Annotated in this window: 24 protein-coding genes; 16 read left to right on the top strand and 8 right to left on the bottom strand. The window is 68.6% G+C overall.

Annotated features, from left to right (window positions below):
- From ACSHSS_RS10820 to ACSHSS_RS10805, 4 genes are all read left to right on the top strand, one after another.
- Complete coding sequence (locus tag ACSHSS_RS10820) at positions 1–906, top strand: ABC transporter ATP-binding protein (protein ID WP_060182271.1); 906 nt, start codon at positions 1–3, stop codon at positions 904–906.
- A complete protein-coding gene (locus ACSHSS_RS10815) occupies positions 903–1,664 on the top strand; it encodes an ABC transporter ATP-binding protein (RefSeq protein WP_012216859.1) in 762 nt (253 codons plus the stop codon). The genes ACSHSS_RS10820 and ACSHSS_RS10815 overlap by 4 nt, the downstream gene beginning before the upstream one ends.
- Positions 1,665–1,781: 117 nt before the next feature.
- Positions 1,782–2,036 carry a GlsB/YeaQ/YmgE family stress response membrane protein gene (locus ACSHSS_RS10810; RefSeq protein WP_006396851.1) on the top strand — a complete coding sequence of 85 codons (255 nt, stop codon included), beginning with the start codon at positions 1,782–1,784 and terminating at the stop codon, positions 2,034–2,036.
- 327 nt (positions 2,037–2,363) lie between these two features.
- Entirely contained in the window at positions 2,364–2,690 is a 327-nt protein-coding gene (locus ACSHSS_RS10805; RefSeq protein ID WP_012467956.1) for a type 1 fimbrial protein, read from the top strand.
- Between the two features lie 25 nt (positions 2,691–2,715).
- Here the strand turns inward: ACSHSS_RS10805 and ACSHSS_RS10800 are convergent, their stop codons facing one another.
- The 3 genes from ACSHSS_RS10800 to ACSHSS_RS10790 form a co-directional block, all read right to left on the bottom strand.
- Positions 2,716–3,588, bottom strand: a complete 873-nt coding sequence (locus tag ACSHSS_RS10800) for a LysR substrate-binding domain-containing protein (protein ID WP_035955064.1) — start codon at positions 3,586–3,588, stop codon at positions 2,716–2,718.
- A 108-nt stretch (positions 3,589–3,696) separates the two neighbouring features.
- Positions 3,697–4,593: a class A beta-lactamase gene (gene bla / locus ACSHSS_RS10795; RefSeq protein WP_012467957.1), complete on the bottom strand. Its 897-nt coding sequence runs from the start codon at positions 4,591–4,593 to the stop codon at positions 3,697–3,699.
- Between the two features lie 210 nt (positions 4,594–4,803).
- Complete coding sequence (locus tag ACSHSS_RS10790) at positions 4,804–5,658, bottom strand: peptidoglycan DD-metalloendopeptidase family protein (RefSeq protein ID WP_445544950.1); 855 nt, start codon at positions 5,656–5,658, stop codon at positions 4,804–4,806.
- A 494-nt stretch (positions 5,659–6,152) separates the two neighbouring features.
- Here ACSHSS_RS10790 and ACSHSS_RS10785 point away from each other — a divergent pair, with 494 nt between their 5' ends.
- The 4 genes from ACSHSS_RS10785 to ACSHSS_RS10770 all read left to right on the top strand — a co-directional run bounded on the left by ACSHSS_RS10785 (position 6,153) and on the right by ACSHSS_RS10770 (position 10,444).
- A complete protein-coding gene (locus ACSHSS_RS10785) occupies positions 6,153–7,055 on the top strand; it encodes a LysR substrate-binding domain-containing protein (RefSeq protein WP_006415377.1) in 903 nt (300 codons plus the stop codon).
- Positions 7,056–7,140: 85 nt separating this feature from the next.
- Positions 7,141–7,344, top strand: a complete 204-nt coding sequence (locus tag ACSHSS_RS10780; protein ID WP_445544949.1) for a hypothetical protein — start codon at positions 7,141–7,143, stop codon at positions 7,342–7,344.
- A 52-nt stretch (positions 7,345–7,396) separates the two neighbouring features.
- Positions 7,397–7,783: an ester cyclase gene (locus tag ACSHSS_RS10775; protein WP_253634263.1), complete on the top strand. Its 387-nt coding sequence runs from the start codon at positions 7,397–7,399 to the stop codon at positions 7,781–7,783.
- Between the two features lie 495 nt (positions 7,784–8,278).
- A complete protein-coding gene (locus tag ACSHSS_RS10770) occupies positions 8,279–10,444 on the top strand; it encodes a hypothetical protein (RefSeq protein ID WP_048804633.1) in 2,166 nt (721 codons plus the stop codon).
- Positions 10,445–10,539: 95 nt separating this feature from the next.
- Here the strand turns inward: ACSHSS_RS10770 and ACSHSS_RS10765 are convergent, their stop codons facing one another.
- Positions 10,540–11,280 (bottom strand): sulfite exporter TauE/SafE family protein, encoded by a 741-nt coding sequence (locus ACSHSS_RS10765; protein WP_445544948.1) that lies wholly within the window; start codon positions 11,278–11,280, stop codon positions 10,540–10,542.
- 122 nt (positions 11,281–11,402) lie between these two features.
- Positions 11,403–12,416, bottom strand: coding sequence for an aldo/keto reductase (locus ACSHSS_RS10760; protein WP_035955077.1), 1,014 nt, complete (start codon positions 12,414–12,416; stop codon positions 11,403–11,405).
- Positions 12,417–12,555: 139 nt separating this feature from the next.
- Here ACSHSS_RS10760 and ACSHSS_RS10755 point away from each other — a divergent pair, with 139 nt between their 5' ends.
- Positions 12,556–13,467, top strand: a complete 912-nt coding sequence (locus ACSHSS_RS10755; RefSeq protein ID WP_048804630.1) for a LysR family transcriptional regulator — start codon at positions 12,556–12,558, stop codon at positions 13,465–13,467.
- Positions 13,468–13,492: 25 nt separating this feature from the next.
- Here ACSHSS_RS10755 and ACSHSS_RS10750 read toward each other — a convergent pair whose 3' ends face one another.
- Positions 13,493–14,647, bottom strand: coding sequence for a porin (locus tag ACSHSS_RS10750; protein WP_048804629.1), 1,155 nt, complete (start codon positions 14,645–14,647; stop codon positions 13,493–13,495).
- A gap of 386 nt (positions 14,648–15,033) precedes the next feature.
- On the opposite strand from ACSHSS_RS10750, the gene ACSHSS_RS10745 reads away from it, so the two are divergent.
- Complete coding sequence (locus ACSHSS_RS10745) at positions 15,034–16,131, top strand: OpgC domain-containing protein (RefSeq protein WP_035955079.1); 1,098 nt, start codon at positions 15,034–15,036, stop codon at positions 16,129–16,131.
- A 58-nt stretch (positions 16,132–16,189) separates the two neighbouring features.
- Positions 16,190–17,113, top strand: a complete 924-nt coding sequence (locus ACSHSS_RS10740) for an alpha/beta hydrolase (RefSeq protein ID WP_048804628.1) — start codon at positions 16,190–16,192, stop codon at positions 17,111–17,113.
- Positions 17,114–17,173: 60 nt separating this feature from the next.
- On the opposite strand, the gene ACSHSS_RS10735 is transcribed toward ACSHSS_RS10740, so the two are convergent.
- Positions 17,174–18,412 carry an SfnB family sulfur acquisition oxidoreductase gene (locus ACSHSS_RS10735; RefSeq protein ID WP_445544947.1) on the bottom strand — a complete coding sequence of 413 codons (1,239 nt, stop codon included), beginning with the start codon at positions 18,410–18,412 and terminating at the stop codon, positions 17,174–17,176.
- 285 nt (positions 18,413–18,697) lie between these two features.
- On the opposite strand from ACSHSS_RS10735, the gene ACSHSS_RS10730 reads away from it, so the two are divergent.
- Both ACSHSS_RS10730 and ACSHSS_RS10725 read left to right on the top strand, forming a co-directional pair.
- On the top strand, positions 18,698–19,948 hold the full coding sequence (locus ACSHSS_RS10730; RefSeq protein ID WP_445544946.1) for a monooxygenase: 1,251 nt from the start codon (positions 18,698–18,700) through the stop codon (positions 19,946–19,948).
- Positions 19,945–21,336 carry an LLM class flavin-dependent oxidoreductase gene (locus ACSHSS_RS10725; protein ID WP_105779890.1) on the top strand — a complete coding sequence of 464 codons (1,392 nt, stop codon included), beginning with the start codon at positions 19,945–19,947 and terminating at the stop codon, positions 21,334–21,336. The genes ACSHSS_RS10730 and ACSHSS_RS10725 overlap by 4 nt, the downstream gene beginning before the upstream one ends.
- A 42-nt stretch (positions 21,337–21,378) precedes the next feature.
- Here ACSHSS_RS10725 and ACSHSS_RS10720 read toward each other — a convergent pair whose 3' ends face one another.
- Positions 21,379–22,806, bottom strand: a complete 1,428-nt coding sequence (locus tag ACSHSS_RS10720) for an MFS transporter (protein ID WP_253634269.1) — start codon at positions 22,804–22,806, stop codon at positions 21,379–21,381.
- A gap of 292 nt (positions 22,807–23,098) precedes the next feature.
- On the opposite strand from ACSHSS_RS10720, the gene ACSHSS_RS10715 reads away from it, so the two are divergent.
- Genes ACSHSS_RS10715 through ACSHSS_RS10705 form a run of 3 tightly spaced genes read left to right on the top strand, consistent with a single transcriptional unit; the run spans position 23,099 to position 25,783 of the window.
- Positions 23,099–24,091 carry an aliphatic sulfonate ABC transporter substrate-binding protein gene (locus ACSHSS_RS10715; RefSeq protein ID WP_059940474.1) on the top strand — a complete coding sequence of 331 codons (993 nt, stop codon included), beginning with the start codon at positions 23,099–23,101 and terminating at the stop codon, positions 24,089–24,091.
- A gap of 1 nt (position 24,092) precedes the next feature.
- On the top strand, positions 24,093–24,956 hold the full coding sequence (locus tag ACSHSS_RS10710) for an ABC transporter permease (RefSeq protein WP_105770751.1): 864 nt from the start codon (positions 24,093–24,095) through the stop codon (positions 24,954–24,956).
- Positions 24,953–25,783: an ABC transporter ATP-binding protein gene (locus tag ACSHSS_RS10705; protein ID WP_445544945.1), complete on the top strand. Its 831-nt coding sequence runs from the start codon at positions 24,953–24,955 to the stop codon at positions 25,781–25,783. Before ACSHSS_RS10710 ends, ACSHSS_RS10705 begins: the two co-directional genes overlap by 4 nt.
- The last annotated feature ends 22 nt before the right edge of the window (positions 25,784–25,805 follow it).

The raw sequence follows: 25,805 nt of genomic DNA, 5'->3' as shown, positions 1-25,805 counted from the left end.
ATGCAAACCCCTTCCACCGTCGCAACCGTCGCGCCGCTGTGCGAGATCGACGGCCTGAAAATCGGCTTTCGCGGCCACGACGGCACCGTGACCGACGCGGTGCGCGACCTGTCGCTGACGCTGGCACCGGGCGAGCGGCTCGGCATCGTCGGCGAATCGGGTTCCGGCAAGTCGCTGACGGGCCGCGCGCTGCTCGGGCTGCTGCCGGACGCCGCGCGCTGCTCGGCACGGACGATGCGCTTCGCGGGCCACGACCTGCTCGCGATGTCGCCGCGCGAGCGCCGGCGCCTGTGCGGCAGCCAGATGGGCATGATCCTGCAGGATCCGAAGTATTCGCTGAACCCCGTGATGACCGTCGCGAAGCAGATGGGCGAAGCGTTCCGGCGGCACGAGCCGGGCCTGCGCGGCCGCGCGCTGCGCGAGCGGATCGTCGAGGCGCTCGCGGCCGTGCAGATCCGCGATCCCGAGCGGGTGGCCGACGCGTATCCGCACGAGCTGTCCGGCGGGATGGGCCAGCGCGTGATGATCGCGATGATGGTGTCCACCGGCCCGCGGCTGCTGATTGCCGACGAGCCGACGTCCGCGCTCGACGTCGCCGTGTCGATGCAGGTGCTCGCGGTGCTCGACGCGATGATCGCGCGGCACGACACGGGGCTGATGTTCATCAGCCACGACCTGCCGCTCGTGATGTCGTTCTGCGATCGCGTCGCCGTGATGTACGCGGGACGCGTCGTCGAGACCTGCGCCGCGCGCGATCTGCAGCATGCGACACATCCGTACACGCGCGGACTGCTCGCGGCCAATCCGCCGCTCGCGAATCCGCCGGACGAGCTGCCCGTGCTGCAGCGCGATCCGGCATGGCTCGACGTGCCCGCGCGCGCCATTCGACAGGAGGCTGCACGATGATCGACGTCGATCACGTATCGATCCGTTTTCCCACTCGTACGGGCCATGTCGACGCCGTGCGCGACGCGAGCTTCGCGGTGCGCGACGGCGAGGTGTTCGGCCTCGTCGGCGAATCGGGCTCCGGCAAGTCCACGCTGCTGCGCGCGCTGACCGGCCTCGTTCCGCTCGCGTCCGGCCGGCTGTCGATCGACGGGCGGCCCATCGCCGGCACGCCCGATCGCGCGTTCCGCCGCCGCGTGCAGATGGTGTTCCAGGATCCGTACGCGTCGCTGCATCCGCGCTTCACGGTCGACCAGACGCTGCGCGAGCCGCTGTCGATCCATCGGATCGGCGATGCCGACGCGCGCATTGCGCGTGCGCTGTCCGAAGTCGGGCTCGGCCCCGCGTTCCGCTTCCGCTATCCGCATCAGCTGTCGGGCGGCCAGCGGCAGCGCGTCGCCATCGCACGCGCGCTGATCGTCGAGCCGCGCGTGCTGCTGCTCGACGAGCCGACGTCCGCGCTCGACGTCTCCGTGCAGGCCGAGATCCTGAACCTGCTGCGGCGCCTGCATCGCGAACGCAATCTGACGATGATCGTCGTCAGCCACAACCTCGCGGTGATCGGCTTCCTGTGCCAGCGCGTCGCGGTGATGCAGCACGGCGAAATCGTCGAACTGCTGCGGATCGAGGACGTGCGCGCGGGACAGGTCGCGCGCGACTACACGCGCACGCTGCTGCAGGCGACCGAAGGCTATCGGCGCCTCGCGCCCGCCGCCTGACATCCCGGCGACGCAACGGCATGCGATACTGCGCGCGCCGCCGGCGCACGGAACCCCGATGCGCCGCGCGGGTCCATTCCGTTTCGATAACCGCTGAACAGCGATAGGGAGGCATCCATGCTGCAATTCATCGAAACCCTCGTAGTCGGGCTGATCGTCGGCCTCCTCGCCCGTGCGCTCAAGCCGGGCGACGACAAGATGAGCCTGCTGATGACGACGATCGTCGGTATCGTCGGCTCGCTGATTGCCGGCTACGTCGGCCGGGCCGCCGGCTGGTATGCGCCTGGTCAGGGCGCGGGCTGGATCGCGTCGATCATCGGCGCGATCGTGCTGCTCGTGATCGTCGGCGCGGTGCGCAAGCGCGCGGCCTGAACGCCGGCGCGCCGCTTCGGCATGCCGTACGGCCGCTCGTTGCGAGCGGCCGTTTTTTTGCCGCGGCCGACAGCCGTTGCGCGCGCAACCGCACGTGCCGCACCCCCGCTCGTGCACGATGCGACTTCGCACGATCCCGACTTGCGAACGCGCAGATTCCGTCTACATTGATTGAAACAGCCGCACGCCGCTTGTGCGGTTTCAAGATTTCGTCTTTTTCACTCAAGAGGTCCGATGCCGTTGCCGTTTACGTATTCAGCATCGCCGCGTTGACGAGCTGCCGTCCGAGCGGCCCCGCCGCGATGCGCTGCCACTCTGGAGCCTGTCATGAAGCATCGCGTGACCGCCGCATCGTTCGTCCTGGGTGCGTCGCTTCTGGCCTCGTCCCTGTCTTTCGCCGGCGCAACGTCCGGCGTCATCCATTTCTCCGGCATGATCGTCGAGCCGCCGTGCTCGTTCGCGCTCGACGCGCCGGCCGCGCACGTGCGGCCCGACTGTCCGCGTCCGACGGCCGGTCGCATCGAGTTCGTCGACGCGGCGACGTTGCAGCCGGTACGGACGACGACCTTTACGCAGGCGTCGCGCGCAATCGTTTTACCGACGCGTCCGGGCGGCGAGCACACGCCGATGATCGCGATCGTCACGTATCAGTAAGCAGGCGGCCGCGCGCCGCGCCGCATCAATCGCGATTACGCGCGATCCAGTCGCTGAACGCGCGGATCTTCTGCTGGCTGCCGCCGCTCTCCGGGTACACGAAGAAGTAGCGCGCGCCCGTCTCGAGCACGATGTCAAACGGCCGTTCGAGCCGGCGCGCACTGACGTCGTCGTCGACGAGCGTCACGTCGCCGATCGCGACGCCGAAGCCTTGCATCGCGGCGTTCGTCGCGAGATCGAGCGTGTCGAAGGTCGGCCCGCGCTCGGGATCGACCGTGCGCACGCCTGCGTGCTCGAGCCATGCGCGCCAGTCGCGATGGTCGCGCGTCGGATGCAGCAGCGTATGGCGCGCGAGGTCGTCGACCGCCTCGAGCGGCACCGTTTGCCGCAGCTCGGGCGCACACACGGGCGTCAGCCGCTCGCCGAACAGCGGCAGCGCGACCACGCCGGCGCCCGGCGACGTGCCGTAGACGATCGCGGCGTCGAACGGCTCGGACGAGAAGTCGACCACGTGCTGCCATGCGGTCGTGATCTGGACGTGCAGATCGGGATGCTCGCCCTGAAAGCGCATGATGCGCGGCAGCATCCAGCGCATCACGCAGGTCGGCACCTTTAGCGCGAGGTCGGTGCGCTGCCGCGTGAGCTTCGACGAAATGTCCTCGATCCGCGCGAAGCTCTCGTTGACGACCGGCAGCAGCTGTTCGCCTTCGGCCGTCAGCGTCAGTCCTTTCGCATGCCGCTTGAACAGCGGGAAGCCGTAATGCGCCTCGAGCGTCTGGATCTGCCGGCTCACCGCGCCCTGCGTCACGCACAGCTGCTCGGCCGCGCGCGTGAAGCTGCCGTGACGGGCGACGGTCGAGAAGATCTGCAGCGCGTGCAAAGGCGGAAGTCGGCGCATGGCGAAGCGAAGTGAGCGGAAAGACGGCGTGCCGGCGGCGGCACGCGCTGACCGACACGATAAGGCAAACGCCCGCTCGACGCGAGTGTCGGCGCCGCGCCGTGCGCGCTATGCGGTTGCCGTCAGCGCGTTCGCGACGATCCGCGCGGCCGAGGCGATCACGTCGCTGCGCGGCGCGGCATCGGCGCGCGGCTGCGTGTACGACACGGCCATCACGATCGGCGCGCGCGACGGCGGCCACAGCACCGCGACGTCCGTCGTCGTGCCATAGCCGCCCGCGCCCCGCTTGGCGGCCACGCGCCAACCGGGCGGCACGGCTGCGGCAATGCCGTCGCCGCGCGCGCCGGCCGTCATCCAGTCGATCAGCTGCGCGCGTTGCGGCTCGCGCAGCGCATCGCCGAGCAGCAGCCGCTGGAGCGTGTCGACCATCGCGACCGGCGTCGACGTGTCGCGCACGTCGTCGGGCCCGACCGTATTGAGCTCGGGCTCCCAGCGATCGAGACGGAAGGTCGTATCGCCGCTTTCGCGGGCGAACGCCGTCACCGCCTGCGGGCCGCCGAGCACGTCCATCAGCAGGTTGCCGGCGCCCTTGTCGCCGGACTCGAGCATCGCCGCGCAGAGCTGCGCGACGGTCATGCCGGTGTCCGCGTGGCTTTCGGTGACGGGCGAGCCCGCGACGATCCCGTAACGGCGATAGAGAATGCGGCGCGGCAGCAGCGATGCGTCGAGCGACGCACGCGCGAGGATCGCGGCGGCCGCGACGACCGCGTACGTGCCGCACAGCGGAAAGCGCTCGCGCGCGTGATGCGCGATGCGCGCGCCGGTCGACGTGTCGAGCGCGGCGACGCCGAGCCGGCCGTCCGACGCCTTGTCGAGCGCGGCGAGTTCGGATTGAGCGCTATGCACGCGTCCCTGATCGGCGACGGGCGCCGACGTGCACGCGGCGACGAACGGTGCCGCAACGGCGGCAAGCAACAGCGAGCGGCGTGTCGGTGAGTGTTCCATGAATGGCGTGATGTCTTGTCGGAGTCGATCGCATCGCACGGCGCACATCGACGACGCGCGCCCGTTCGCATCGGCACACGCTTCGCGGCGGCAGCCGCCGCCCACCGCGAATACACGCACCGGCGGCCTCACCCGTGAGGCGCGATGAACAGACCCTAGCGTATCAGCGAGCGCCGCCGCGTTCCAGCGGCGCGGCTGCGCGTTCGCGCCTCAGCCCTGCGGCGCAGGCAGATACGGCAGCGGATTGACCGGCTTGCCGTCGCGCCGCACTTCGAACAGCAGCGCGACGCGCGAGTTGTCGAGGTCGCCCATCTCGGCGATCTCGTCGCCCTGATGCACGACGTCGCCCGTCTTCACGAGCAGCTTGCGGTTGTGCGCGTACGCGGTCAGGAAATCCGCGTTGTGCTGGACGATGATCAGGCTGCCGTAGTCGTTGAGCCCGGTGCCCGCATACATCACGCGGCCGTCGGCGGCCGCGCGTACCGGGTCGCCGGGGCGGCCCGCGATCTGGATCCCGCGGTTCTGGCCGGGGCGGAACGTGTCGACGATCCGGCCGTGCGCGGGCCAGGCGAGCGCGACGCCGCGCGCGTGACGCTTCGTCTGCTGGACGACCTCGCGATCGCTCGCGCTCGACTCGCTCGGCCGCGCGGCGGCCGTCGCGTCGCTCGCGGCGGCCGGCGCCGACGCCTGCGTGCTGCCCGTCGTCGCCGGCGGCCGCTGCACATCCTGCTTCACGATCCGCAATACCTGCCCGGTGCGCAGCCTGCTGCGCGCGCCGAGCTTGTTCCAGAGCCGCAGATCGGCGACGCTGCAGTCGTTCGCGTTCGCAATGCCCGTCAGCGTGTCGCCGCGCTTCACGACGTAGTCGTGCGCGACCAGGATCGGCGCAGGCGCCGGCGCGGGTGCCGATGCCGCAGCGGGCTGTGCCGGCGCCGCCGGTCGCGCGGGGCCGGCAAGCGTATCGCTCGGCGGAACGGGCGGCGTGCTCGCGCAGCCGGCCATCGCGAGCACGGCAGCGAGGCCGAATGCCCATGCCGCAGGGCGATAGAGTCGATGCTTTTCCATCGTCGAACCGGTGCTACCGGTGTCCGTTTTACAAGCTTTCAAGCATCTCAAAAACGGAACGGCCGACGTGTAACCGGATGCAAACAATGATGACAAACGATCACCGGTCGTGGAGCCGGACGATATGCATGACCAGCGCCCCGTGCGATTCAGGTAACTATGACCGCGCCTGTTGGGGAAATCGGCATTATTTTCCGCAGCGCCGACGGCCCCGCCGGCGCGCTCGCTCAGCGCATCCAGTCGATCAGTTCCGAGCACGCGTAGGCGATGCCGATGCAGAGAAACAGCAGATGCAGCGCGATCTTGAACGACACGCCCCACGACGAATCGATTTGCATGACGGTCTCCCCTTCGCGTTTGACGTCAGCATCATCGATCGCCGGCCATATCCTGAAAATGCGGAAGCGGCGAATCGCGTCTCAGGCAGCGCCTGAGCATCGCGCGCGCGATTCCCTGCTACCTTATCGGCGATCCGACAACAATACGGCCCCGCCATGCGCTTCGACCTGACCGATCTGCGGCTTTTCCTGAACATCTGCGAGGCCGGCACGATCACGGGCGGCGCCGAGCGCACGCACATCACGCTGCAGGCCGCGAGCGAGCGCATTCGCGGGATGGAGGACGAGCTCGGCGTGCCGCTGCTGCACCGGACCAAGGCGGGCGTGCATGCGACCGACGCCGGTCATGCGCTCGAACACCATGCGCGCACGGTGCTGCAGCAGATCGACCACATGCGCGGCGAACTGCAGCAGTACGGGCTCGGACTGCGCGGCCATATCCGGCTGCTGTGCAACACCGCGTCGCTCAGCGAATATCTGCCCGACGCGCTGGCCGAGTATCTGCCGCGCCACCCGAAGCTGTCGATCAGCGTCGAGGAACGCTCGAGCCAGGAAATCGTGCACGCGATCCGCAGCAAGACGGCGGAGCTCGGCATCGTCGCCGATTCGGTCGGACTCGGCGGCCTCGAGCAGAAGCCGTTTCGCGAGGACTGGCTGATCGCCGTCGTGCCGGCCGCCCATGCGCTCGCGTCGCGCGACGCGGTCGCGTTCGACGAGATCGTCGATGCGGATTTCATCGGGCTCACGGACGGCAGCGCGCTGCAGGTCCATCTCGCCGATCAGGCGCGCGCGCTCGGCAAGCGAATCCGGTATCGTGTGCAGCTGAAGAGTTTCGACGCGATCTGCCGCGTGATCGAAAGCGGTGTCGGGATCGGCATCGTGTCGCGGCACGCGGCGGAACGCGCGATGCAGACGATGGACGTGCGGCTCGTCGAGCTGTCCGATTCGTGGAGCCACCGAAAGCTGACGCTCTGCGCGCGGTCGTTCGACGCGCTGCCGAAATATACGCGCGAGTTCGTCGCGTTCCTGTCGGGGGATGCGCCGGCGCAATCGCGGTGATCCTGCGTGGCCACGCCGCCTGCTTGCGCCCTTGTTCGCCCGACATTGCCAGTTCCCGCATTGGAACCCGCGCTCCGCGCCCGACATGACTGCCATTGCCAACGCCTCGCCTCCACGCACCGATCGACGGCTGGTGATCGTCGACGGGCTGATCGCGCTGTACCGCGACGACCGGCAGTTGACCGACACGCTGTTCGGCCGGCTGCCGCTCGACACGCTGCCGATCGAAAACGGCGCGCGCGACTGGCCCGTCGATGAGCGCAGGGTTCTCGATGCGCCGAATCTGTAGCGGCAGCGGTGCGGCATTCGCGCCGCCGTCGCCCCAACGAGGAGACATCGCCGTGACTCGAACCGATCTCGCCGCGCGCTACCGTGCGTATATCGACTGCCTGAACCGACGGGACTGGGCCGCGCTCGACCGCCATGTCGCGGCCGACGTGATCCACAACGACCGCGCGCTCGGGCTGGCCGGCTATCGCGCGATGCTGGAGCAGGATGTGCGCGACATCCCCGATCTGCGCTTCGAGATCGAATGGCTGGTCTGCGAGCCGCCGCGTGTCGCGTGCCGGCTCAGGTTCGATTGCATGCCGCGTGCGACGTTTCTGGGCCTCGCAGTCGACGGCAGACGGATCGCGTTCAGCGAGCACGTGTTCTACGAATTCCTCGACGGGAAGATCCGCCAGGTCTGGTCGGTCATCGACAAGGCGGCGATCGAGCGGCAGCTTTAACGCGCTCCAGGGCGGGCGCCTGCGGGGTCGATCGTCACGCATATCTATCGCCGGGACGCCTATGGATAACGTTTTCTTCTTCGAACGGAAGAAAGCGTGCATCCCTTGCACTCGGATTCCCACCGCTTCCGCCACGCTCATCGCAAACGCCGGAAGGAAACATCCGCAATAAACGCGCCTGAAAACCGCATATTTCCCGACCACCGCGGAATCGTCCTCCCTTTCCCATCCGGGTTTCCCCCGCCACCCCTCCTGACGAAAGTTCATTGACAGCAGGCCTGACGATGCCTAAATTGGGAAAACGTTTTCCATCGTTAGCGGGCGGCGATTCGAACCACCGCTCCAGCACCGGAAAACGTCGGCCCGCTCGGGTTGCAATTCAGGCGTCCGCCTTCAGGGATCAGGGTTGCAAGGCGGAAGTCGGGTACGGGCATCGAGCGAGGCAGCGTCGGACCGGCCCGTCCTCACCACTATTCAAACCGGAGACACCCCACAATGCATCCGCGCAGCAGATTCGCGCTCGGCGCCGCGCTCAGCGCCCTTTCCGTCCTGTTCGTCAGCGCGTGCGGCGGCAACGACGTGACCGACACGCAGCCGTCCTCCCCTTCATCGCCGTCGACGCCCGCACTCGCCGCCAACTCGCTGCAGGCGCTCGTCTATGGCGCGCCCGACACCAGCGTGCCGGCCGGCGCCGACATCCCCGTCACAATGATGGGCCAGATGCGCGCGCTGTTCGACCTGATCCGCAAGTCGCCCGACTTCACGCAGGTCGTGATGGATCTCGGCGACGGCACGCCGGTCCACGTGCTCGACACGAACACCGGCGACAAATTCCTGCCCGGCAAGCTCGCGCTCGGCCTGTCGTACATCCTGATCGACATGAAGTCGAAGGGCGACCCGCAATACGCGAGCTATCTCGCGACCTACCAGCAGATCACGACCGCGATGATGGCGCAGTCGGGCGCCAACTACACGTATGCGAATACGTCCTGGGGCGAGTACTACTATCTCGTCGCGCTGAACAACCTGAAGGCGCACGGCATGCTCAACGAAGTGTTCAGCGACGCGATGCTCGCGACGCTGCAGCGCCGGCTCACGTTCTGCGACATGTTCGGCCCCGATGCGAGCGGCAAGACCGACACGTGCCCGGCCGCCGGCACGCCGATCGACATCGCGTCGCTCAACACCGCCCAGAACTACTATGCAGTGTCGTACGGGATCGCCGGGCTGCGGCAGAAGCTCGGCTGGAGCAATCCGTCGTTCGCGTCGGCGACCGATCCGGCGGTCGCGACGATGGGCGCGCGCGACGCGCTGCTGTACACGCTCACGAACCATATCCGCAACGATTCGTCGGGCGGCTTCTCCGACGAGGCATCGAACACGCACACGACGTACTACGACAAGGCCCGCTTCGACCGCTACAGCACGCTGCTGATCGGCGAAGTGGTCGAGCGCACCTTCGAAATGGACAACGCGGCGAATCTCACGCCCGAGCTGAAGGGCTATCTGCGCAAGTCGGTCGACCTGATCCTCCCGCAGCTGAACACGGACGGCCAGGGCTTCAACTACGGCCGCTCGATCGGCCCGTACGGCGACTCCGCCTTCATGGAAGTGCTGACCGCGGCAGCCAATGCAGGCGTGCTGACCGACCAGGAAAAGCAGATCGCCTACGCGTTCATCTACAAGGCCGCGCACCGCTTCGACACGTACTGGTACGACCCGTCGCTGCCGACGCCGTCGGTGAATATGTGGGTCAAGGGGCGCGGCACCGACGCGTATCGGGGCAAGCCGCGCGTGATGGGCGAGAACTTCAGCCTGCTGCACCAGTACCTGTACGTGAACGCGTGGTGGAACAAGCTCGGCTTCGAAGGCAAGGCGCCGATGGCCGACGCGGACTACGGCGCATGGCTCGATGCACTGCCGCGCTATACGCTCACCTGGTACAACCAGCCCAACGACACCGCGCATCCGTACAGCGCGGCGCTGCTCACCGTGCGCGACGGCCGGCGCGTGATCAACCTGAATCTGAGCCAGGCGCCCGACTACAACTCGTACACGCCGTACTATCCGGTGCCGTTCTCCGACAAGCTGTCCTACGGCACGACCGATCTCGGCTATGCGCTGCTGGTGCCGCAGGTCTCGTACAACGGCAAGACCTACATTCCCGTCACGTACTACAAGAACCTGAACGTGCAGCAGACCGGCACCCAGGTGATCGTGTCGTTCGATACGGCGAAATTCCGGCTCGCGACGAAGAACGCCGCCTACACGACGGACCTCGACCTGCAGGCGCATACGGTGCTGACGTTCGATCACGGCACGATCTCGCGCAGCGACACGCTGAGCTCGGGCACGCTCGCCGGCACGCTGTCGGTCGAAACGGACTTCACGTCGTTCGCGGACTTCGCGGCCACGCAGGTCAACGGCGACGGGATGTCCGTCAGGTATGCGAACGGCATCGCGACCGGCTACGCGGCATCGGGCTTCGACACCTGCGCGCTGTCGGCTTTCGACACCGTGAATGGCGCGACGAATCCGCTGTCGACGACGCCGATCGGCCAGCTGCATTCGAACTTTGCGTGCACGACGCGGCCGTTTGCGCTCGGCTCGGGCGCCAGCCGTTCGTTCGGATGGACGCTGAAGTACGCGGATCCTGCCTGAGCGGAAGCACGCCGTTCCGTCATGCCGCCGGAAGCCGGGAGCCGATGCCGGCGTTCGGCGGCAGCAGTGACGTCGGCGCGCTCGCCGCGAGCGGCCTAGCGCAGCCCGGAAACCGTCATATACGCGCCAAGCGCGATCAACCCGACGAAGAAGCAGCGCTTGAAGGTCTTTTCGCTCATCACGCGCCGCGCATACTGGCCGCCGGCCATGCCCGCCAGCGCCGGCACCAGCGCAAGCGCCGACACGCCGAGGTCGACGGTCTGCAGCGCGCCCGACACGCGCAACTGCAAGCCGAGCGCGATCGTCGACGCCGTAAACGACAGCCCGAGCGCCTGGATCAAATCGTCCTTCGAGAGCCGCAGCGCCTGCAGATAGGGCACGGCAGGCACGACGAACACGCCGGTCGCGGCCGTCACCACGCCGGTCAGATAGCCGACCACGGCCGACAGCCACGTCTCGTGCCGGCCCGGCGCCGGCAAGCGCGCGGCCGCGAGACCCCACAGGCCGTACAGGATCAGCACGACGCCGAGCGCCGCATGCGTCCACGCGCTGCCGGCCGCGAGCGCGGGCAGGCCGCCCGTCAGCGTGCCGATCGTCAGCCCCGCGATCAGCGGCCACAGCCGGCGCAGCAGCGGCCCGAACGACGGACCGAGCCACAATTGCCAGATATTGGTGATGAACGACGGCACCAGCAGCAGGCTGGCCGCGGCCGACGGCGGCATCGCGAGCATCAGCAGCCCCATTGCGATCGTCGGCAGGCCGAGGCCGATCATGCCTTTGACCGCGCCGGCGAGCAGGAACACCAGCGCGATGATCGTCAACGTATGAATCTGCATGGCGGGCGGTGCGTCCGGTTGAATACGGTGCCGATGGTGCACCGCCCGCGCGCCGTCCACCATCTGGTTTTGCCTGAGTCCGGCTCGGGCCCGGCGGGCGGGACCGCTCGCCGGCGCAGCGCTCAGCCCTCGTGAGCCCCCCGTCCCTGCTCGCTATCGAGGTGCGCCATCTGTGCGGCCGGATAGCGTTCGCCGGCAGCCGCCCCGGCGGGAACCGCCGCTTCGATGCGCGCGAGGTCATCGACCGTTAGTTGCATCGACGAGGCTTGCAACGCATCGCGGAGCTGCGTGCGCTTACGCGCGCCGATCAACGGCACGATGTCGTCGCCGCGCGACAGCGCCCAGGCGATCGCGATCTGCGCGGGGTTGCTGCCCTTTTCGTCGGCAATCGTGCGCAACGCATCGACGAGCGCGAGATTGTGTTCGAGATTCGCGCCCTGGAAGCGCGGGCTCGCCGCGCGGAAATCGCGCTCGCGCGGCTGCGCCCTATTCCAGCCGCCGCCCAGCAGCCCGCGCGACAGCACGCCGTACGCGGTCACGCCGATGCCGAGCGCGCGGCACGTCGGCAGGATCGCGTCCTCGATCCCGCGCGACAGCAGCGAATATTCGATCTGCAGATCCGCGATCGGCGCGACGGCCGCCGCGCGGCGAAGCGTGTCGGCGCCGACCTCCGACAAGCCGATATGGCGCACGTAGCCGGCCTTGACGAGATCGGCGATCGCGCCGACCGTCTCCTCGATCGGCACCGCCGGATCGACGCGCGCCGGCCGGTAGAGATCGATGTAGTCGGTACCGAGCCGCTTCAGCGTATAGGCGACGAAGTTGCGGATCGCGACCGGCCGCGCATCGTAGCCGGCGAAGCCGCCGGCCGGATCGCGCAGCGCGCCGAACTTCACGCTGATCAGCACCTGCTCGCGCGTGCGGCCGCGCAGCGCATCGCGGATCAGCATTTCGTTGTCGCCCATCCCGTAGAAATCGCCGGTGTCGAGCAGCGTGATCCCGTGATCGAGCGCGGCGTGCAGCGTCGCGATGCTCTCGTCGCGGTCGGCCGGGCCGTAAAGATCGGACATGCCCATGCAGCCGAGCCCGATCGCCGATACCCGCGGGCCCGTGCGGCCCAGTTGACGTGTGTTCATGTGCGTTCCTTCGCGTGGTGACCGATGGACCGCATTCTCGACGGAACGCCGCGCGCGATAAACGCGAAACGCGCAACCAAATCATTCGACGCTGATTAACAATGGAGGCTGTCCCAACCCGCCGGCTTTCGCTCCCCGCATGGATCATCTGCAAGCAATGCGCATCTTTGCGCGCGTCGCCCATCTCGGCAGCTTCACGAAGGCGGCCGAGCAGCTGCAACTGCCGCGTCCGACCGTCAGCAACGCGGTCCAGTATCTGGAAAAGCATCTGAAGGTACGGCTGCTGCAGCGGACGACGCGTCGCGTCGGGCTGACCGTCGAAGGCACGACCTACTACGAGCGCTGCGTGCGGCTGCTCGCCGATCTCGACGACGCGGAAACGCTGTTCGAAGAGGCCGGCGCGTCGCCGCGCGGCGTCGTTCGCGTCGATCTGCCCGAGCGTTTCGCGCTGCATCGCGTGATCCCGGCGCTGCCCGATTTCCACACGCGCTACCCGGACCTGCGCGTCGTGATCAGCATGACCGACCGCTTCGTCGACCTCGTCGCGGACGGCATCGACTGCGCGGTGCGCGTCGGCACGCTGTCCGACACGTCGCTGGTCGCGCGGCGCATCGGCGAGATGGCGCAGCTCAACTGCGCGTCGCGCGACTACGCGGCGCGCCACGGGCTGCCGCGTACGCCCGACGAACTGCCGGACCACGTCGCGGTCGGCTATTTCTCGAGCCGCACAGGTCGCGAACTGGACTGGGAATACACGGACATGGACACCGGCGACGTGCACACGGTGAAAATGCGCAGCATCGTGTCGGTGAACAGCTCGCAGGCGTATCTCGCGTGCTGCGTCGCGGGCCTCGGGATGATCCAGGCGCCGCGCGATGGCCTCGAGCCGCTGCTCGCGGACGGCACGCTGGTCGAGGTGCTGCCGGAATGGCAGGCGCCGCCGCTGCCCGTTGCGGTGGTGTTTCCGCACGGCCGCCATCTGGCGCCGCGCGTGCGGATCTTCGTCGACTGGCTCGCCGAGACGCTCGGCGACGTGAGCCGCGCGACCTGACGGGGCCGCGTTACGTGGCTGCCCGTCAGAACTTGTGACGAATCGCGGCGCGCACCGCGAACTGGTTCGACGACGACGACGGGCCGTCGGTCCCGACCACGTAGCCGCCGTCGGCCGCGGTACCCGTGCGATCGCCGGCCACCTTTTGCCACGCGCCCTGCAGGTAGACGTCGGTGCGCTTCGACAGGCTGTAGTCGGCCATCAGCCCGACCGTGTGGTACTTCGGCTTGATCGATCCGGTCGCCGCATCGAACTTGCCGTCCGTATACACGTACTGCGCGCCGACGTAGAACGCGGGCGTCAGCTGATACTTGCCGTTGACCTCGAAGTTGTCGAATTTCGTCGCGCCGAGCCCGAGGCCCGCGAACGTCGACGCCGGCAGATAGACGGTCGACACCGGGTTCTTCAAGTCGGTCTTCGTGTAGACGAAGCCGACCGTCGCGGGCCCGAACGTGTAGTTCAGCCCGCCGCCGAAAACCCGCAGCCGCTCGGCGACGAAGTTCGCGTCGTCCGCGGCGATCGCACCCGCGCCGCCGGCGCCCGGATGGTTGGCCTGCAGATACGCGGCCGCGACCTGCAGGCCGGCGAGCGAATACTGCGCGCCGAGGCTGTACTGACGGTTGTTCGAGAAGCCGGTGCTGTTGCTGAAGCTGTACGTGCCGCCGACCGACAGCCCGTTCCAGTCCGGGCTCGCGTACTTCACCGTGTTGTTCACGCGGAACGAGTTGTCGGTGTTGTCGTTGTCGAACGGATGCGAGAACAGCGTGCCGCCCCAGTTGCCGTTCGCGGTCAGCGGCGCGAGATAGTCGACGACCGAATCGTACTGGCGGCCGAACGTCAGCGTGCCGAAACGCGACGCGCCGAGGCCGACGAACGCCTGCCGGCCGAACATCCGGCTGCCCTGCCCGAGCCGGCCGTTGTTCACGTCGAAACCGCTTTCGAGCGTGAAGATCGCCTTCAGCCCGCCGCCGAGATCCTCGCTACCCTTGAGCCCCCAGCGGCTGCCCTGCGCATAGCCGCTCGCGAGCTGGTAATCGGCCTTGCCCGCGCCGTTGACGCTCACGTTGTTCGTGTAGTTGAAGCCCTCGTCGATCACACCGTACAGCGTCACGCTGTCCTGCGCGAAGGCCGGCGCGGCAAACGCGGCGAGCGCGGCGGCAAAAATGACGTGCTTCCTCATGTCGGATCTCCGGAACCCGGCACCGGGCTGGCATGTGCCCGGCAATTGTTGGTTTGTTGTATGGCTGGTCCGCGCGGCGGACCGCGCGGCGTGCAGCCGCGCGACGACGAAATGGTGTCACGTCGAAAACCGGCCGTCCACCGACGCGCATGCCCTGCGGGCAAAGCGTTGCGCCCTTCCAACTGCGTGCCCGGGCGGCCGCCGCGGCCGCCTTGCCGGCCGCGGCGCGGCGGGCCGCCATTCGCGTAAACCCGGAACCGGCCGCATCGGTGGCACAATGCGCATCCATCATCATTTCGTCACGCAGTCATGCTTCACCCCGAACCCCGCGCGGCCCGTTGCCGCCGCGCCTGCGCCAGCGCCCGCGCCGGCCGCGAGGACGCGCGATGACCGCGCCCGCCCGGGCCGGCCGCTATGCCGAACTCGATTTCTTCCGCGGCCTCGTGCTGCTCGTGATCGTCGTCGACCATATCGGCGGCAGCATCCTGTCGCGCGTGACGCTGCATGCGTACGCGCTGTGCGACGCGGCCGAGGTATTCGTGTTCCTCGGCGGCTTCGCGACCGCCATCGCGTACAACTCGCTCGCCGAGCGCCACGACGAATCGGCGGCGCGCCAGCGCTTCATCCGGCGCGCGTTCGAGATCTACCGCGCGTTTCTCGTGACGGCCGGGCTGATGCTGCTGATCACGGCCGTGCTGAACGCGTTCGCGATCGACGGGCCGAACATGCCGACCAACGATCTCGACGGCCTGCTGCACCGGCCGCTCGCCGCGCTGCGCGACATCCTGCTGTTTCGCCGTCAGCCGTACCTCGCGTCGGTCCTGCCGATGTATGCGTTCTTCGCGTTGCTCGCGCCGCTCGCGCTGCCGCTCGCGCGCACGCAGCCGTGGCTGCTGCTCGCGTTCAGCGGATCGCTCTGGTACGCGGCGCCGCATGCGGCGCGCTTCCTGCCGACCGTCGACGGCGTGCCGTGGGACTTCAATCCGTTCGCGTGGCAGTTCCTGTTCGTGCTCGGCGTGATCTCGCGCTGCCAGCCCGTCTACCAGACGCTCGCGCCGAAGCCGCAGGGCTGGCTGCTCAGCGTCGCGGCGGTCGCGATCGTCGCCGCGGGCGCGTATTACCGGCTGCGCATCGAACCGTTCCCGACCGATCCGTCGATCAAGCAGAACCTCGGCGCGCTGCGGCTCGCGAACTTCCTCGCGATCGCATGGCTCGCGGCGAAGCTCGTGCACCTCGGCTGGATGAAGAAGGTCGCGCACGCGATGCCGTGGATCGGCACGATCGGCCGGCAGGGGCTGCTGTGTTTCGTCGCGGGCACCGGAATCTCGCTCGCGGTCGATTCGGTGCTGTACCAGGCGACCGACGGCTATCTGAACGTGCCGCTCGGGCTCGCCGCCGACGTCGTCGCGATGGGGCTGCTGTATCTCGTCGCGAAACTCTATGCGCCGCTCACCGCGCGGCTGCCGTTCGGTTCGCGGCGCTGACATGCGGCGCCATCGTCTGCTGCTACGATAGGCGGCGCCTTTTCTGACCCGATTCGCCATGCGTCGACTCGCCTTTCCGCTCGCCCTTGCCCTGATCGCCGGCTCCATCGCCGCCGCGCGCGCCACGCCCGTCGCGTCCGCCGCGCCATCGGGCGCGGCTGCATCGTCGCTCGCCACGCCGGCCGCGTCGGGCGCGACGCTCAACCCCGGCAGCAGCATCGTGCTGCGCACGTTCCGTTCGGCGTCGCTGCAGCGCGACTGGTCGTACACGGTCTACCTGCCGCCCGGCTACAACGCGGAAGGCGCGCGCTATCCGGTGATGTATCTGCTGCACGGCAACGCGGGCAACGCGAACGACTGGATCACGCAAGGCCGGCTGCAGGCGACGGCCGACACGCTGATCGAGCGCCACGAGATTCCGCCGGTCGTGATCGTGATGCCGCAAGGCGGCACCGACTGGTACGTCGATCGCAAGGAGAAGATGCAGAGCGCGTTTCTGAACGACCTGCTGCCCGAAGTCGAGATGCACTTCGCGGTATCGAACCAGCGCGCGGGCCGCGCGATCGGCGGCGTGTCGATGGGCGGCTTCGGCGCGCTGCGCTTCGCGCTGCTCGAGCCGGGGCTGTTCTGCGGCGCGATGCTGCTCAGCCCCGCGATCTACGCGAACGAGCCGCCGCTCAATTCGGCGGCGCGTTACGTCGGCGTGTTCGGCGATCGCCAGTTCGACGCGCGCGTGTGGCACGAGCTGAACTATCCCGCGCTGATGCGCGGCTATTTCGCGCGCACGTGGCGCGTGCCGATGTTCATCGCGGCCGGCGACGACGATCTGACGATCCAGGCCGAATCGAGCCTGCTCTATACGCATCTGCGGCGCGCGCAGAATCCGGCCGAGCTGCGCATCGTCGACGGCGGCCATACGTGGGACGTGTGGCGCGGGCTGCTCGCGCCGGGGCTCAAATACACGCTCGACTGCGTGAAGTAACGCGAGGCGGCGCGTGCGCGATACGGGCGCATGTGCCGCGCTGCACGTCGCGGCGCGATATCAGTTCCACGCGTGCCGCGCCGGTCGCACGCCGTTCAGATAGTAGTTGCCGACCAGATGGTATTTCCAGCGCACCGGGTCGTGCAGCGTGTGCGTGCGCGCATTGCGCCAGTGCCGGTCGAGACCGTGCTCGGCGAGCGTCGACTGCGTGCCGGCCAGTTCGAACAGCTTCTCGCCCGCACGCAAGGCGATTTCGGTCGTCAGCACCTTGGCTTCGCCGACCGCGACCGACGCGCGTGCGACGTCGTCGTCGGTCACCGTGCCGCGCGCGCGAATTTCGTCGAGCGTGCGCGCCGCGCGCTCGAGCAGCGCTTCCGCCGCATGCAGCTCGATATGCAGACGGCCGACTTCGCGTAGCAGCAGCGGATCGTCGACCGCGCGCTCGACGCCGCTGTCGACCCACGGCCGCGTACGCGTGCGCACGAACGCGAGCGTATCGTCGATCGCGGCCTTCGCGATGCCGGCATCGATTGCCGCCTGGATGATCTGCGATAGCGGACCGTTGAGCGTCGGCTCGTCCGACACCCGATGCGCGGGCAGCACATGCGACGCAGGCACGCGCACGCCGTCGAGCACGACGGTGCCGCTCGCGGTCGTGCGCTGCCCGAACCCCGACCAGTCGTCGATCACGGTGAGCCCGCGTGCGGGCTGCGGCACGTAGGCGAGCCACGCGCGCTGCGCATCGTCGAGGCCGAGCACCGGCACGTAATGCGCGAACAGCGCACCGGTCGAGTAGAACTTCGTGCCGTCGACCACATAGTCGTCGCCGTCGCGACGCACGCGTGTCTTCAAGTCGAGCACGTGCTTCGTGCCCTTCTCCGAGAAGCCGTTGCCGAACCGCTTGCCGCGCAGCACTTCGCCGAAGAAGTAGCGCTTCTGCGCGTCCGTTCCGGTCAGCGCGATCACGTCGACGAGCCCGAAATGATTCTGCGGCAGCTGCCCGAGCGACGCGTCGGCTGCCGCGACGATCTTCACGACGTCGGTCAGCGTCAGATGCGACACGCCTGCACCGCCGTATGCCTTCGGCACCGTGATCGCCCACAGCCCCGACTGCGAGAACCATTCGATTTCGTCGTACGGCAGCCGCCGCTCGCGATCGCGATCGGCGGCGCCTGCCGCGAGCCGCTGTGCGAGCGCATGCGCGGCAGCGATCGCCTGTGCATCGTCGGCGATCACGCGGGCGGTCTGCGCTTGCGTATCGGCCGGCGGTTCGTGAATCGTCGCGCTCGTGTCTGACATCGGGCACTCCTGTCGAATCGGGAAAGCCTTCAATCTAGCAGCGCGCGTCGGCACGGCCAACCGAGCGATCGTCGTAACGATATTCGTTCGGATCACAAACGACAGGCTGCCGTCCACTTGCGCGCCATGACGCCGCAATCGCTGCTCGAGTGTCGCCGCGGCGCGCAGCGGCCGCGTCATGCCTGAGGACGATAACGATGTGCGAATCCGTTATTGGAATGCGCGCGGCGCGCTTCCTATACTGGCCTGCCCGGCGCGACCGCGCCGCCTTTCGAGGAACGCCGCATGACTTCGTCGCACATCGACACCGACCTCTCCGCGGGCACCGACTACGACACGCTCGCGCGCCGCTTTCGCCCGATCTTCGACCGGATCGCCGCAGGCGCTGCCGATCGCGAACGCCGTCGCGAACTGCCGCACGAAGCGATCGGCTGGCTGAAGGCCGCCGGCTTCGGCGCGGTCCGGTTGCCGGTCGGCGACGGCGGTGCAGGCGCATCGCTGCCGCAGCTGTTTCGCCTGCTGATCGAACTCGGCGCCGCCGATTCGAATCTGCCGCAGGCGCTGCGCGGACACTTCGCCTTCGTCGAGGACTGGCTGAACGCGCCGCCCGGCCCCGCACGCGCGACATGGTTCGACCGCTTCGCGAGCGGCCAGCTCGTCGGCAACGCGTGGACCGAGGCCGGCGACGTGCCGCTCGGCCGGACCGTCACGACGCTATCGGCCCGCGACGGCCGGCTCGTGCTGAACGGCCGGAAGTTCTACAGCACCGGCAGCCTGTTCGCCGACTGGATCGACGTCTTCGCGCAGCGCGAGGACGGCAGCGACGTGATCGTCGCGGTCGCGACCGCACAGCCCGGCGTGATCCGCGAAGACGACTGGGACGGCTTCGGGCAGACGACGACCGGCAGCGGTACGACGCGCTTCGTCGATGCGGCGGTCGAGGCCGACGACGTGATCGACTTCGCACGCCGCTTCAAGTATCAGACCGCGTTCTACCAGCTCTTCCACGTCGCGACGCTGGCCGGCATCGGCCGCGCGATCGTGCGCGACGCGGGCGAGCTCGTGCGCGGCCGCACGCGCGTGTACAGCCACGGCAATGCCGCGCGCGCGGCCGACGACGCACAGCTTCAGCAGGTGATCGGCGAGATCGCGTCGTGGGCGTACGGCGCCGAGGCGCTCGCGCTGCGCGCCGCGCAATCGCTGCAGCTCGCGTACGACGCGCACTTCGGCGGCGACGATGCGGCCGAGCGGGCCGCGAACGTTGCGGCTGAAGTCGAATCGGCGCAGAGCCAGCTCGTCGTGTCCGATCTCGTGCTGCGCGCGGCGACGCGGCTGTTCGACGCGCTCGGCGCGTCGGCGACACGCAGCGCGACCGCGCTCGACCGCCACTGGCGCAACGCACGCACGGTGTCGTCGCACAACCCGCTCGTCTACAAGGCGCGGATCGTCGGCGACTGGGTGATCAACGGCCGCACGCCGCCGTTCGTCTGGCGCGTCGGCAGCGGCACGGATGCCGTCGCGGGAGCGGCGCGATGAGCAAGACCATTCGCTTCAACGCGTTCGAGATGAACTGCGTCGGCCACCAGTCGCCGGGGCTGTGGGCGCATCCGCGCGACCGCTCGTGGCAGTACAAGGATCTCGACTACTGGACCGACCTTGCCCGCGTGCTCGAACGCGGGTTCTTCGATGCGATCTTCATCGCCGACGTGATCGGCTACTACGACGTCTATCAAGGCAGTCACTACCATGCGCTGCGTCAGGCCGCGCAGATTCCGGTCAACGATCCGCTGCAACTCGCCGCGCCGATCGCGATGGCGACCGAGCATCTCGGCATCGGCATCACGGCATCGACGACGTTCGAGCATCCGTATACGTTCGCGCGCCGGCTGTCGACCGCCGATCATCATACGAAGGGCCGGCTCGCATGGAACATCGTCACGTCGTACCTCGAAAGCGGCGCGAAGAACGTCGGCGATCGCGGGCTGCGCACGCACGACGATCGCTATGCGGTCGCGGCCGAATACGTCGAGGTGCTGTACAAGCTGTTCGAGGGAAGCTGGGAGGACGGCGCGGTGGTCCGCGATCGCGACGGCCGCGTGTTTACGCATCCGGAGAAAGTGCACGACATCGGCCACAAGGGGCGGTTCTTCGAGGTGCCGGGCTGCCATCTGTGCGAACCGTCGCCGCAGCGCACGCCGGTGCTGTTCCAGGCCGGCGCATCGGGCCCCGGCAAGGCGTTCGCCGCACGGCATGCCGAATGCGTGTTCGTCGCCGCACCGACGCGCGCGCAGCTTGCGCGCTACGTCGCCGACATCCGCACGCAGGCCGTCGCGGCCGGGCGCGGCGCGCGCAGCGTGCTGATCTACACGCTCGTCACGGTGATCGTCGGCGAGACCGACGCCGAGGCGCAGGCGAAGTTCGACGAGTACCGCCGCTACGTCTCGTACGACGGCTCGCTGGTGTTCATGTCCGGCTGGACCGGCATCGACTTCGGTCAGTACGCGCGCACCGATCCCGTCAGGCGCGTCGACACGAACGCGATCGTGTCGGCGGTCGAGCATCTAGCCGGCGGCGATACGACGTGGACGATCGAGGAGCTCGCGGCATGGGGCGGCATCGGCGGCATGGGGCCCGTCTTCGTCGGGTCCGCACAGACCGTGGCCGACATCCTGCAGGAGTGGGTCGACACGACCGACGTCGACGGCTTCAATCTCGCGTATGCCGTCGCGCACGAGACGTTCGAGGACGTCGTGCGCTATCTGGTCCCGGAACTGCAGCGGCGCGGCGTGTACCCGAACGCATACGCGCCCGGCACGCTGCGGGAAAAGCTGTTCGGCGGCTCCGCACGACTGCCGGACACGCATCCGGCCGCGCGCTTTCGCGATCTCGCGCGCAGCGAGCGTGACGCGCATGCATCCGTTTGACGGCCGCACGGCATCGGCGGCCGCGGCCGCCGATGCCGCCGCTCATGCGTGCGGATCCGCATCGATGTCGCGCGCGGTCGGCTCGTAGCGCACGATCAGCAGGAACACGATCGGCGTGACTGCGCTGACCGCCACCACCCAGAACATGTCGGTACCGAGCCGCGCCTGCAGGATCGGCAGGACGAACAGCGCCAACGCCTGACCGATTCCGCACAGCGAGCGGCCGAAGCCGACTCCTGTGCCGCGGATCGTCGCCGGATACGACAGCGTCGGATAGATCATCATCTGCGCGCCGGGGCCGAAGCCTTCCGCGAACAGCCAGGTGCCGAGCATCAGCAGCACGAAGCCGACCGCGAGTGCGCCGTGCGGATGCCCGGCCAGCGCGAGCGCGACGAGCGCGACGAACTGCAGCGCGAAGCCCGCGATCGCGACGTGCCGCGACGGATAGCGGTACGCGAGCCGCATCCCGAGCAGGCCGCCGGTGAATGCGAACAGCACGTTCAGCGCGAGCGACGCGGCGATCGTCTCGAACACGCCCGCACCGAGGAACTGCGAGAGGATCGACGGCAGGAAGAACGCGATCGCCGTGTATTCGAACGGGATGCACAGATTCATCACGCTCGCGACGATCGTGCGGCCGAGATACGGCCGCTCGAACAGTGCGCGGATCCGCACCGGCGGCGCGCTCGGCTCGCGCGGCCCGTCCTGCGCTTCGTGCGCGTGTATCCCGTACGACTCGCGCAGAATGCGCGCCGCGTTCGCGAGATCGCCTTGGTTGGCGGCCCACAGCGGCGATTCGTTCATGAAGCGGTTACGCACGAGAATGATGGCGAGCGCCGGCACCGCGCCGAAAATCAGCGACGCGCGCCAGAGCCACCCGGCATGCTCGGCCGGCAACAGAAAGTACAGGCCGAAGATCAGCAGAAAGCAGACCGACGACGCGACGTACCACATCGGGCACCACGCGGCCAGCCGCGACGCCTTGTTGCCGCGGCCGCCGAACTTCGAAAATTCGGCGAGAAACGCCATCGCGACCGGCAGGTCGATACCGACGCCGAGCCCCATCACGAAGCGAGCGCCGATCAGCACCCACACGTTCGGCGCGAGGCCGGCGGCGATCGCGGCGATCACGAAAAACAGCATGTCGGCCATGAAGACCTGATAGCGGCCGATGCGGTCGGTCAGCCAGCCGCCGAGCAGGCTCCCGAAGATCGTGCCGATCATGATCGCGGAACCGACGAGCCCGGTCAGCGCGGGTGTCAACGCGAACTCGCGCGCGACGTCGTCGATGCCGTACGACAAGGTCGTCAGGTCGTACGCATCGAGAAACACGCCACCGAGCGCGAGCAGCACGATCATGCGCGCGTGGCTGACGGACGCATCCGTCGTGTTGATCAGACGCGCGACATCGCTTGCGGAGCGAATCGGCGCGGAAACCGGCGTGATGGCATTCAGATCGATCGAACTCATTGCACTCCCTCGTTGCACCGGCGAACCGGCGGTATCGGCACCGCGCGATCGGCGCGCATGCGCCGCGCGCGTGTGCGGGCAGCGAAGATTCTGGGCGGTCGGCGTCGGTATCCCAACCGATATAAATCGATAAATTTTTCGGCGTGCACGATAACGGCGCGCGCGTCGCGCTTAGCAGCCGCACGCATGTGCAATCGCGGATTTCTTGGTTATCGCCGCGCCGGCGCTTCGGTACAGTGCTCGGTCATCCTGCCTGTTCGCGGCACGTTGCCGCCCTTCCGGAGATCTCACGATGAAGCTGTCCTGGTTCCGCGCGTGGCAAGCCGCGGCCGCCTTCGCCGTCGCGCTCGCCGCTGTCGTGTCGCCGCGCGCGCACGCGGCCGCCCCCGCGGAAATTCGCGTCGACTACGCGTACTACTCGCCCGAAAGTCTCGTGATCCGCCATTTCGGCTGGCTCGAAGACGCGTTCAAGGCCGATCGCACGCCGGTGCGCTGGGTACTGAGCCTCGGCAGCAATCGCGCGCTCGAATACCTGAACAGCGGCGCGGTCGACTTCGGGTCCGCCGCGGGACTCGCATCGGTGCTCGCGCGCGCGAACGGCAATCCGATCCATGCCGTCTATGTGTTCTCGCGCCCCGAGTGGACCGCACTCGTCGTACGCAAGGATTCGCCGATCCGCTCGCTGGCCGACCTGAAAGGCAAGAAGATCGCCGCGACGCGCGGCACCGATCCGTTTCTGTTCACGCTGCGCGCCTTGCATACCGTCGGGTTGACGCGCGACGACGTGGAACTCGTGAACCTCCAGCATCCGGACGGCCGCACCGCGCTCGCGAACGGTCAGGTCGACGCGTGGGCCGGCCTCGATCCGCATATGGCGGCCGCGCAGCTCGACGACGGCGCGCGCCTGCTGTATCGCAACGTCGCGTTCAACACGTATGGGCTGCTCAATGTGCGCGACGCGTTCGCGCGCCAGTATCCGGAGGCCGTCACGCGCGTGCTGCAGGTCTACGAGCGCGCGCGCGAATGGATCGTCGCGCATCCGGACGAAACCGCGCGGATCGTCGCCGACGAATCGAAGGTGTCGCTGCAGGTCGCGACGCTGCAGCTGCAGCGCAACGATTTCGGCGATCCGGTGCCCGGCGAGCGCCAGCGCGCGGCGCTGAAGGCCGCCGCACCGGTGCTGACGGCCGAGCAACTGATCAAGCCGGGCGTCGATCCCGCGAAGATCGTCGATACGCTGATCGATCCGGCGTTCGTGCGCCCGCTCGCCACCGCGTCGCACTGACATGTCGCGGCTCTCGCCTACCGTCGCGCGCGACGACGCGCTCGTCCGCCGCCCTTGCGCGCCGGCGCGTGCGACGCACCGCGACCCGTTGCGCGCGTGGCGCATCGCCGGCATCGCGCTGCCGTTCGCCGCGCTCGCGCTGATCGAGTTCGGCGTGCGGCGCGGCGGGTTGCCGGCCAATCTGGTGCCGGCGCCGAGCGAGATATTCGATACGCTCGCGCGAATGGGCGCCGCGCGCGTCGCGCGCCACGTCGGTGCGAGCGCGTTGCGGGTCGCCGCGGGCTTCGCGATCGGCGCGTCGCTCGCGCTCGTCGTCGGCGCGGCGATGGGCGTGAGCCGGCGCATCGACGCGCTGCTCGAGCCGACGTTCCAGGCGCTGCGCGCGATCCCGTCGCTCGCGTGGGTGCCCGTCCTGCTGCTCTGGCTCGGCATCGACGAAGCGCCGAAGATCACGCTGATTGCGATCGGCGCGTTCTTCCCCGTTCATCTCGCCGTGGTCGCCGGGATACGCAACGTCGATCGCAAGCTGATCGAGCTCGGCGCGCTGTACCGCCTGCGTCCGCTCGCGCTGTTCCGCCGGATCCTGCTGCCCGCCGCGCTGCCGCAGATCGTCACCGGGCTGCGCACGGGCCTGAGCCTCGCGTGGATGTTCATGGTCGCGGCCGAGCTGATCGCGGCCACGCGCGGCCTCGGCTTTCTGCTCAGCGACGGTCGCGAAACCGGGCGCCCCGATCTCGTATTCGGCGCGATCCTGCTGCTCGCGCTGCTCGGCAAGCTGACCGACGGCGCGATGCGGCGCATCGAGCTGCACTGGCTCGGCTGGCGCGACGCGGCCGCCGGCACGTCGCGGGACGCATCGCGATGAGCGCGCGGCTGCCGTCGCCCGATGCCGCCCGCGCGACCGATACGCCGCTGCTCGACCTGCGGATCGCGCACAAGTCCTACGGCGACCGCCCGATCCTCGCCGACATCGCGCTGCAGCTCGCGCACGGCGAAATCGTCTGTATCGTCGGCCCGAGCGGCTGCGGGAAGAGCACGTTGCTGCGGATCGTCGCCGGCCTCGATACCGCGTTTCGCGGCCGCGTGACGCTCGACGGCGTTGCGCTCGCCGCACCGTCGCCGCGTATCGGGCTGATTTTCCAGGAGCCGCGGCTGCTGCCGTGGCTGTCGATCGCCGACAACGTCGGCTTCGCGGCCGGGCCGCGCGGCGGACGTGCGCAGAGCGTCGCACGGCTGCTCGACGAAGTCGGGCTGGCCGATGTCGCGCAGCATCTGCCGGCTACCTTGTCGGGCGGGATGGCGCAGCGCGCGGCAATCGCACGCGGGCTGTTCGGCGAACCCGATCTGCTGCTGCTCGACGAACCGTTCAGCGCGGTCGACGCGATCACGCGGATGCGCCTGCAGCGGCTGCTGCTCGACGTCGTCCGCCGACGCCGGATGGCGGCGATCGTCGTCACGCACGATCTCGACGAAGCGTTGTATCTCGGCGATCGCGTGCTGCTGCTCGCGCCGAATCCGGGCCGGCTCGACGATGCGTTCCGTGTCGATGTGCCGCGGCCGCGCGACCGCGGCGATCCGCGGCTTAGCGCGCTCCGTGTGAGGCTGCTGCATGCGTTCGCGCGTTTCGACGAAGCTGCGCAGCGCGCCGACGGCGAGGTTCGAGCGTTCGCATCCGGCATCCGCGCCGACTGAATGACGACGAGCGCAACTGCGC

This window comes from Burkholderia sp. BC1, assembly GCF_052683555.1.
Note: the sequence above shows the minus strand (reverse complement) of the source record. Positions and strands in the feature narration are given on the sequence as shown.

Bases quoted from the DNA above. Each gene is read 5' to 3' on its own strand.
- ACSHSS_RS10820 (WP_060182271.1), top strand. From the start codon at position 1: ATGCAAACCCCTTCCACCGTCGCAACCGTCGCGCCGCTGTGCGAGATC.
- ACSHSS_RS10815 (WP_012216859.1), top strand. From the start codon at position 903: ATGATCGACGTCGATCACGTATCGATCCGTTTTCCCACTCGTACGGGC.
- ACSHSS_RS10810 (WP_006396851.1), top strand. From the start codon at position 1,782: ATGCTGCAATTCATCGAAACCCTCGTAGTCGGGCTGATCGTCGGCCTC.
- ACSHSS_RS10805 (WP_012467956.1), top strand. From the start codon at position 2,364: ATGAAGCATCGCGTGACCGCCGCATCGTTCGTCCTGGGTGCGTCGCTT.
- ACSHSS_RS10800 (WP_035955064.1), bottom strand. From the start codon at position 3,588: ATGCGCCGACTTCCGCCTTTGCACGCGCTGCAGATCTTCTCGACCGTC.
- bla (WP_012467957.1), bottom strand. From the start codon at position 4,593: ATGGAACACTCACCGACACGCCGCTCGCTGTTGCTTGCCGCCGTTGCG.
- ACSHSS_RS10790 (WP_445544950.1), bottom strand. From the start codon at position 5,658: ATGGAAAAGCATCGACTCTATCGCCCTGCGGCATGGGCATTCGGCCTC.
- ACSHSS_RS10785 (WP_006415377.1), top strand. From the start codon at position 6,153: ATGCGCTTCGACCTGACCGATCTGCGGCTTTTCCTGAACATCTGCGAG.
- ACSHSS_RS10780 (WP_445544949.1), top strand. From the start codon at position 7,141: ATGACTGCCATTGCCAACGCCTCGCCTCCACGCACCGATCGACGGCTG.
- ACSHSS_RS10770 (WP_048804633.1), top strand. From the start codon at position 8,279: ATGCATCCGCGCAGCAGATTCGCGCTCGGCGCCGCGCTCAGCGCCCTT.
- ACSHSS_RS10765 (WP_445544948.1), bottom strand. From the start codon at position 11,280: ATGCAGATTCATACGTTGACGATCATCGCGCTGGTGTTCCTGCTCGCC.
- ACSHSS_RS10760 (WP_035955077.1), bottom strand. From the start codon at position 12,416: ATGAACACACGTCAACTGGGCCGCACGGGCCCGCGGGTATCGGCGATC.
- ACSHSS_RS10755 (WP_048804630.1), top strand. From the start codon at position 12,556: ATGGATCATCTGCAAGCAATGCGCATCTTTGCGCGCGTCGCCCATCTC.
- ACSHSS_RS10750 (WP_048804629.1), bottom strand. From the start codon at position 14,647: ATGAGGAAGCACGTCATTTTTGCCGCCGCGCTCGCCGCGTTTGCCGCG.
- ACSHSS_RS10745 (WP_035955079.1), top strand. From the start codon at position 15,034: ATGACCGCGCCCGCCCGGGCCGGCCGCTATGCCGAACTCGATTTCTTC.
- ACSHSS_RS10740 (WP_048804628.1), top strand. From the start codon at position 16,190: ATGCGTCGACTCGCCTTTCCGCTCGCCCTTGCCCTGATCGCCGGCTCC.
- ACSHSS_RS10735 (WP_445544947.1), bottom strand. From the start codon at position 18,412: ATGTCAGACACGAGCGCGACGATTCACGAACCGCCGGCCGATACGCAA.
- ACSHSS_RS10730 (WP_445544946.1), top strand. From the start codon at position 18,698: ATGACTTCGTCGCACATCGACACCGACCTCTCCGCGGGCACCGACTAC.
- ACSHSS_RS10725 (WP_105779890.1), top strand. From the start codon at position 19,945: ATGAGCAAGACCATTCGCTTCAACGCGTTCGAGATGAACTGCGTCGGC.
- ACSHSS_RS10720 (WP_253634269.1), bottom strand. From the start codon at position 22,806: ATGAGTTCGATCGATCTGAATGCCATCACGCCGGTTTCCGCGCCGATT.
- ACSHSS_RS10715 (WP_059940474.1), top strand. From the start codon at position 23,099: ATGAAGCTGTCCTGGTTCCGCGCGTGGCAAGCCGCGGCCGCCTTCGCC.
- ACSHSS_RS10710 (WP_105770751.1), top strand. From the start codon at position 24,093: ATGTCGCGGCTCTCGCCTACCGTCGCGCGCGACGACGCGCTCGTCCGC.
- ACSHSS_RS10705 (WP_445544945.1), top strand. From the start codon at position 24,953: ATGAGCGCGCGGCTGCCGTCGCCCGATGCCGCCCGCGCGACCGATACG.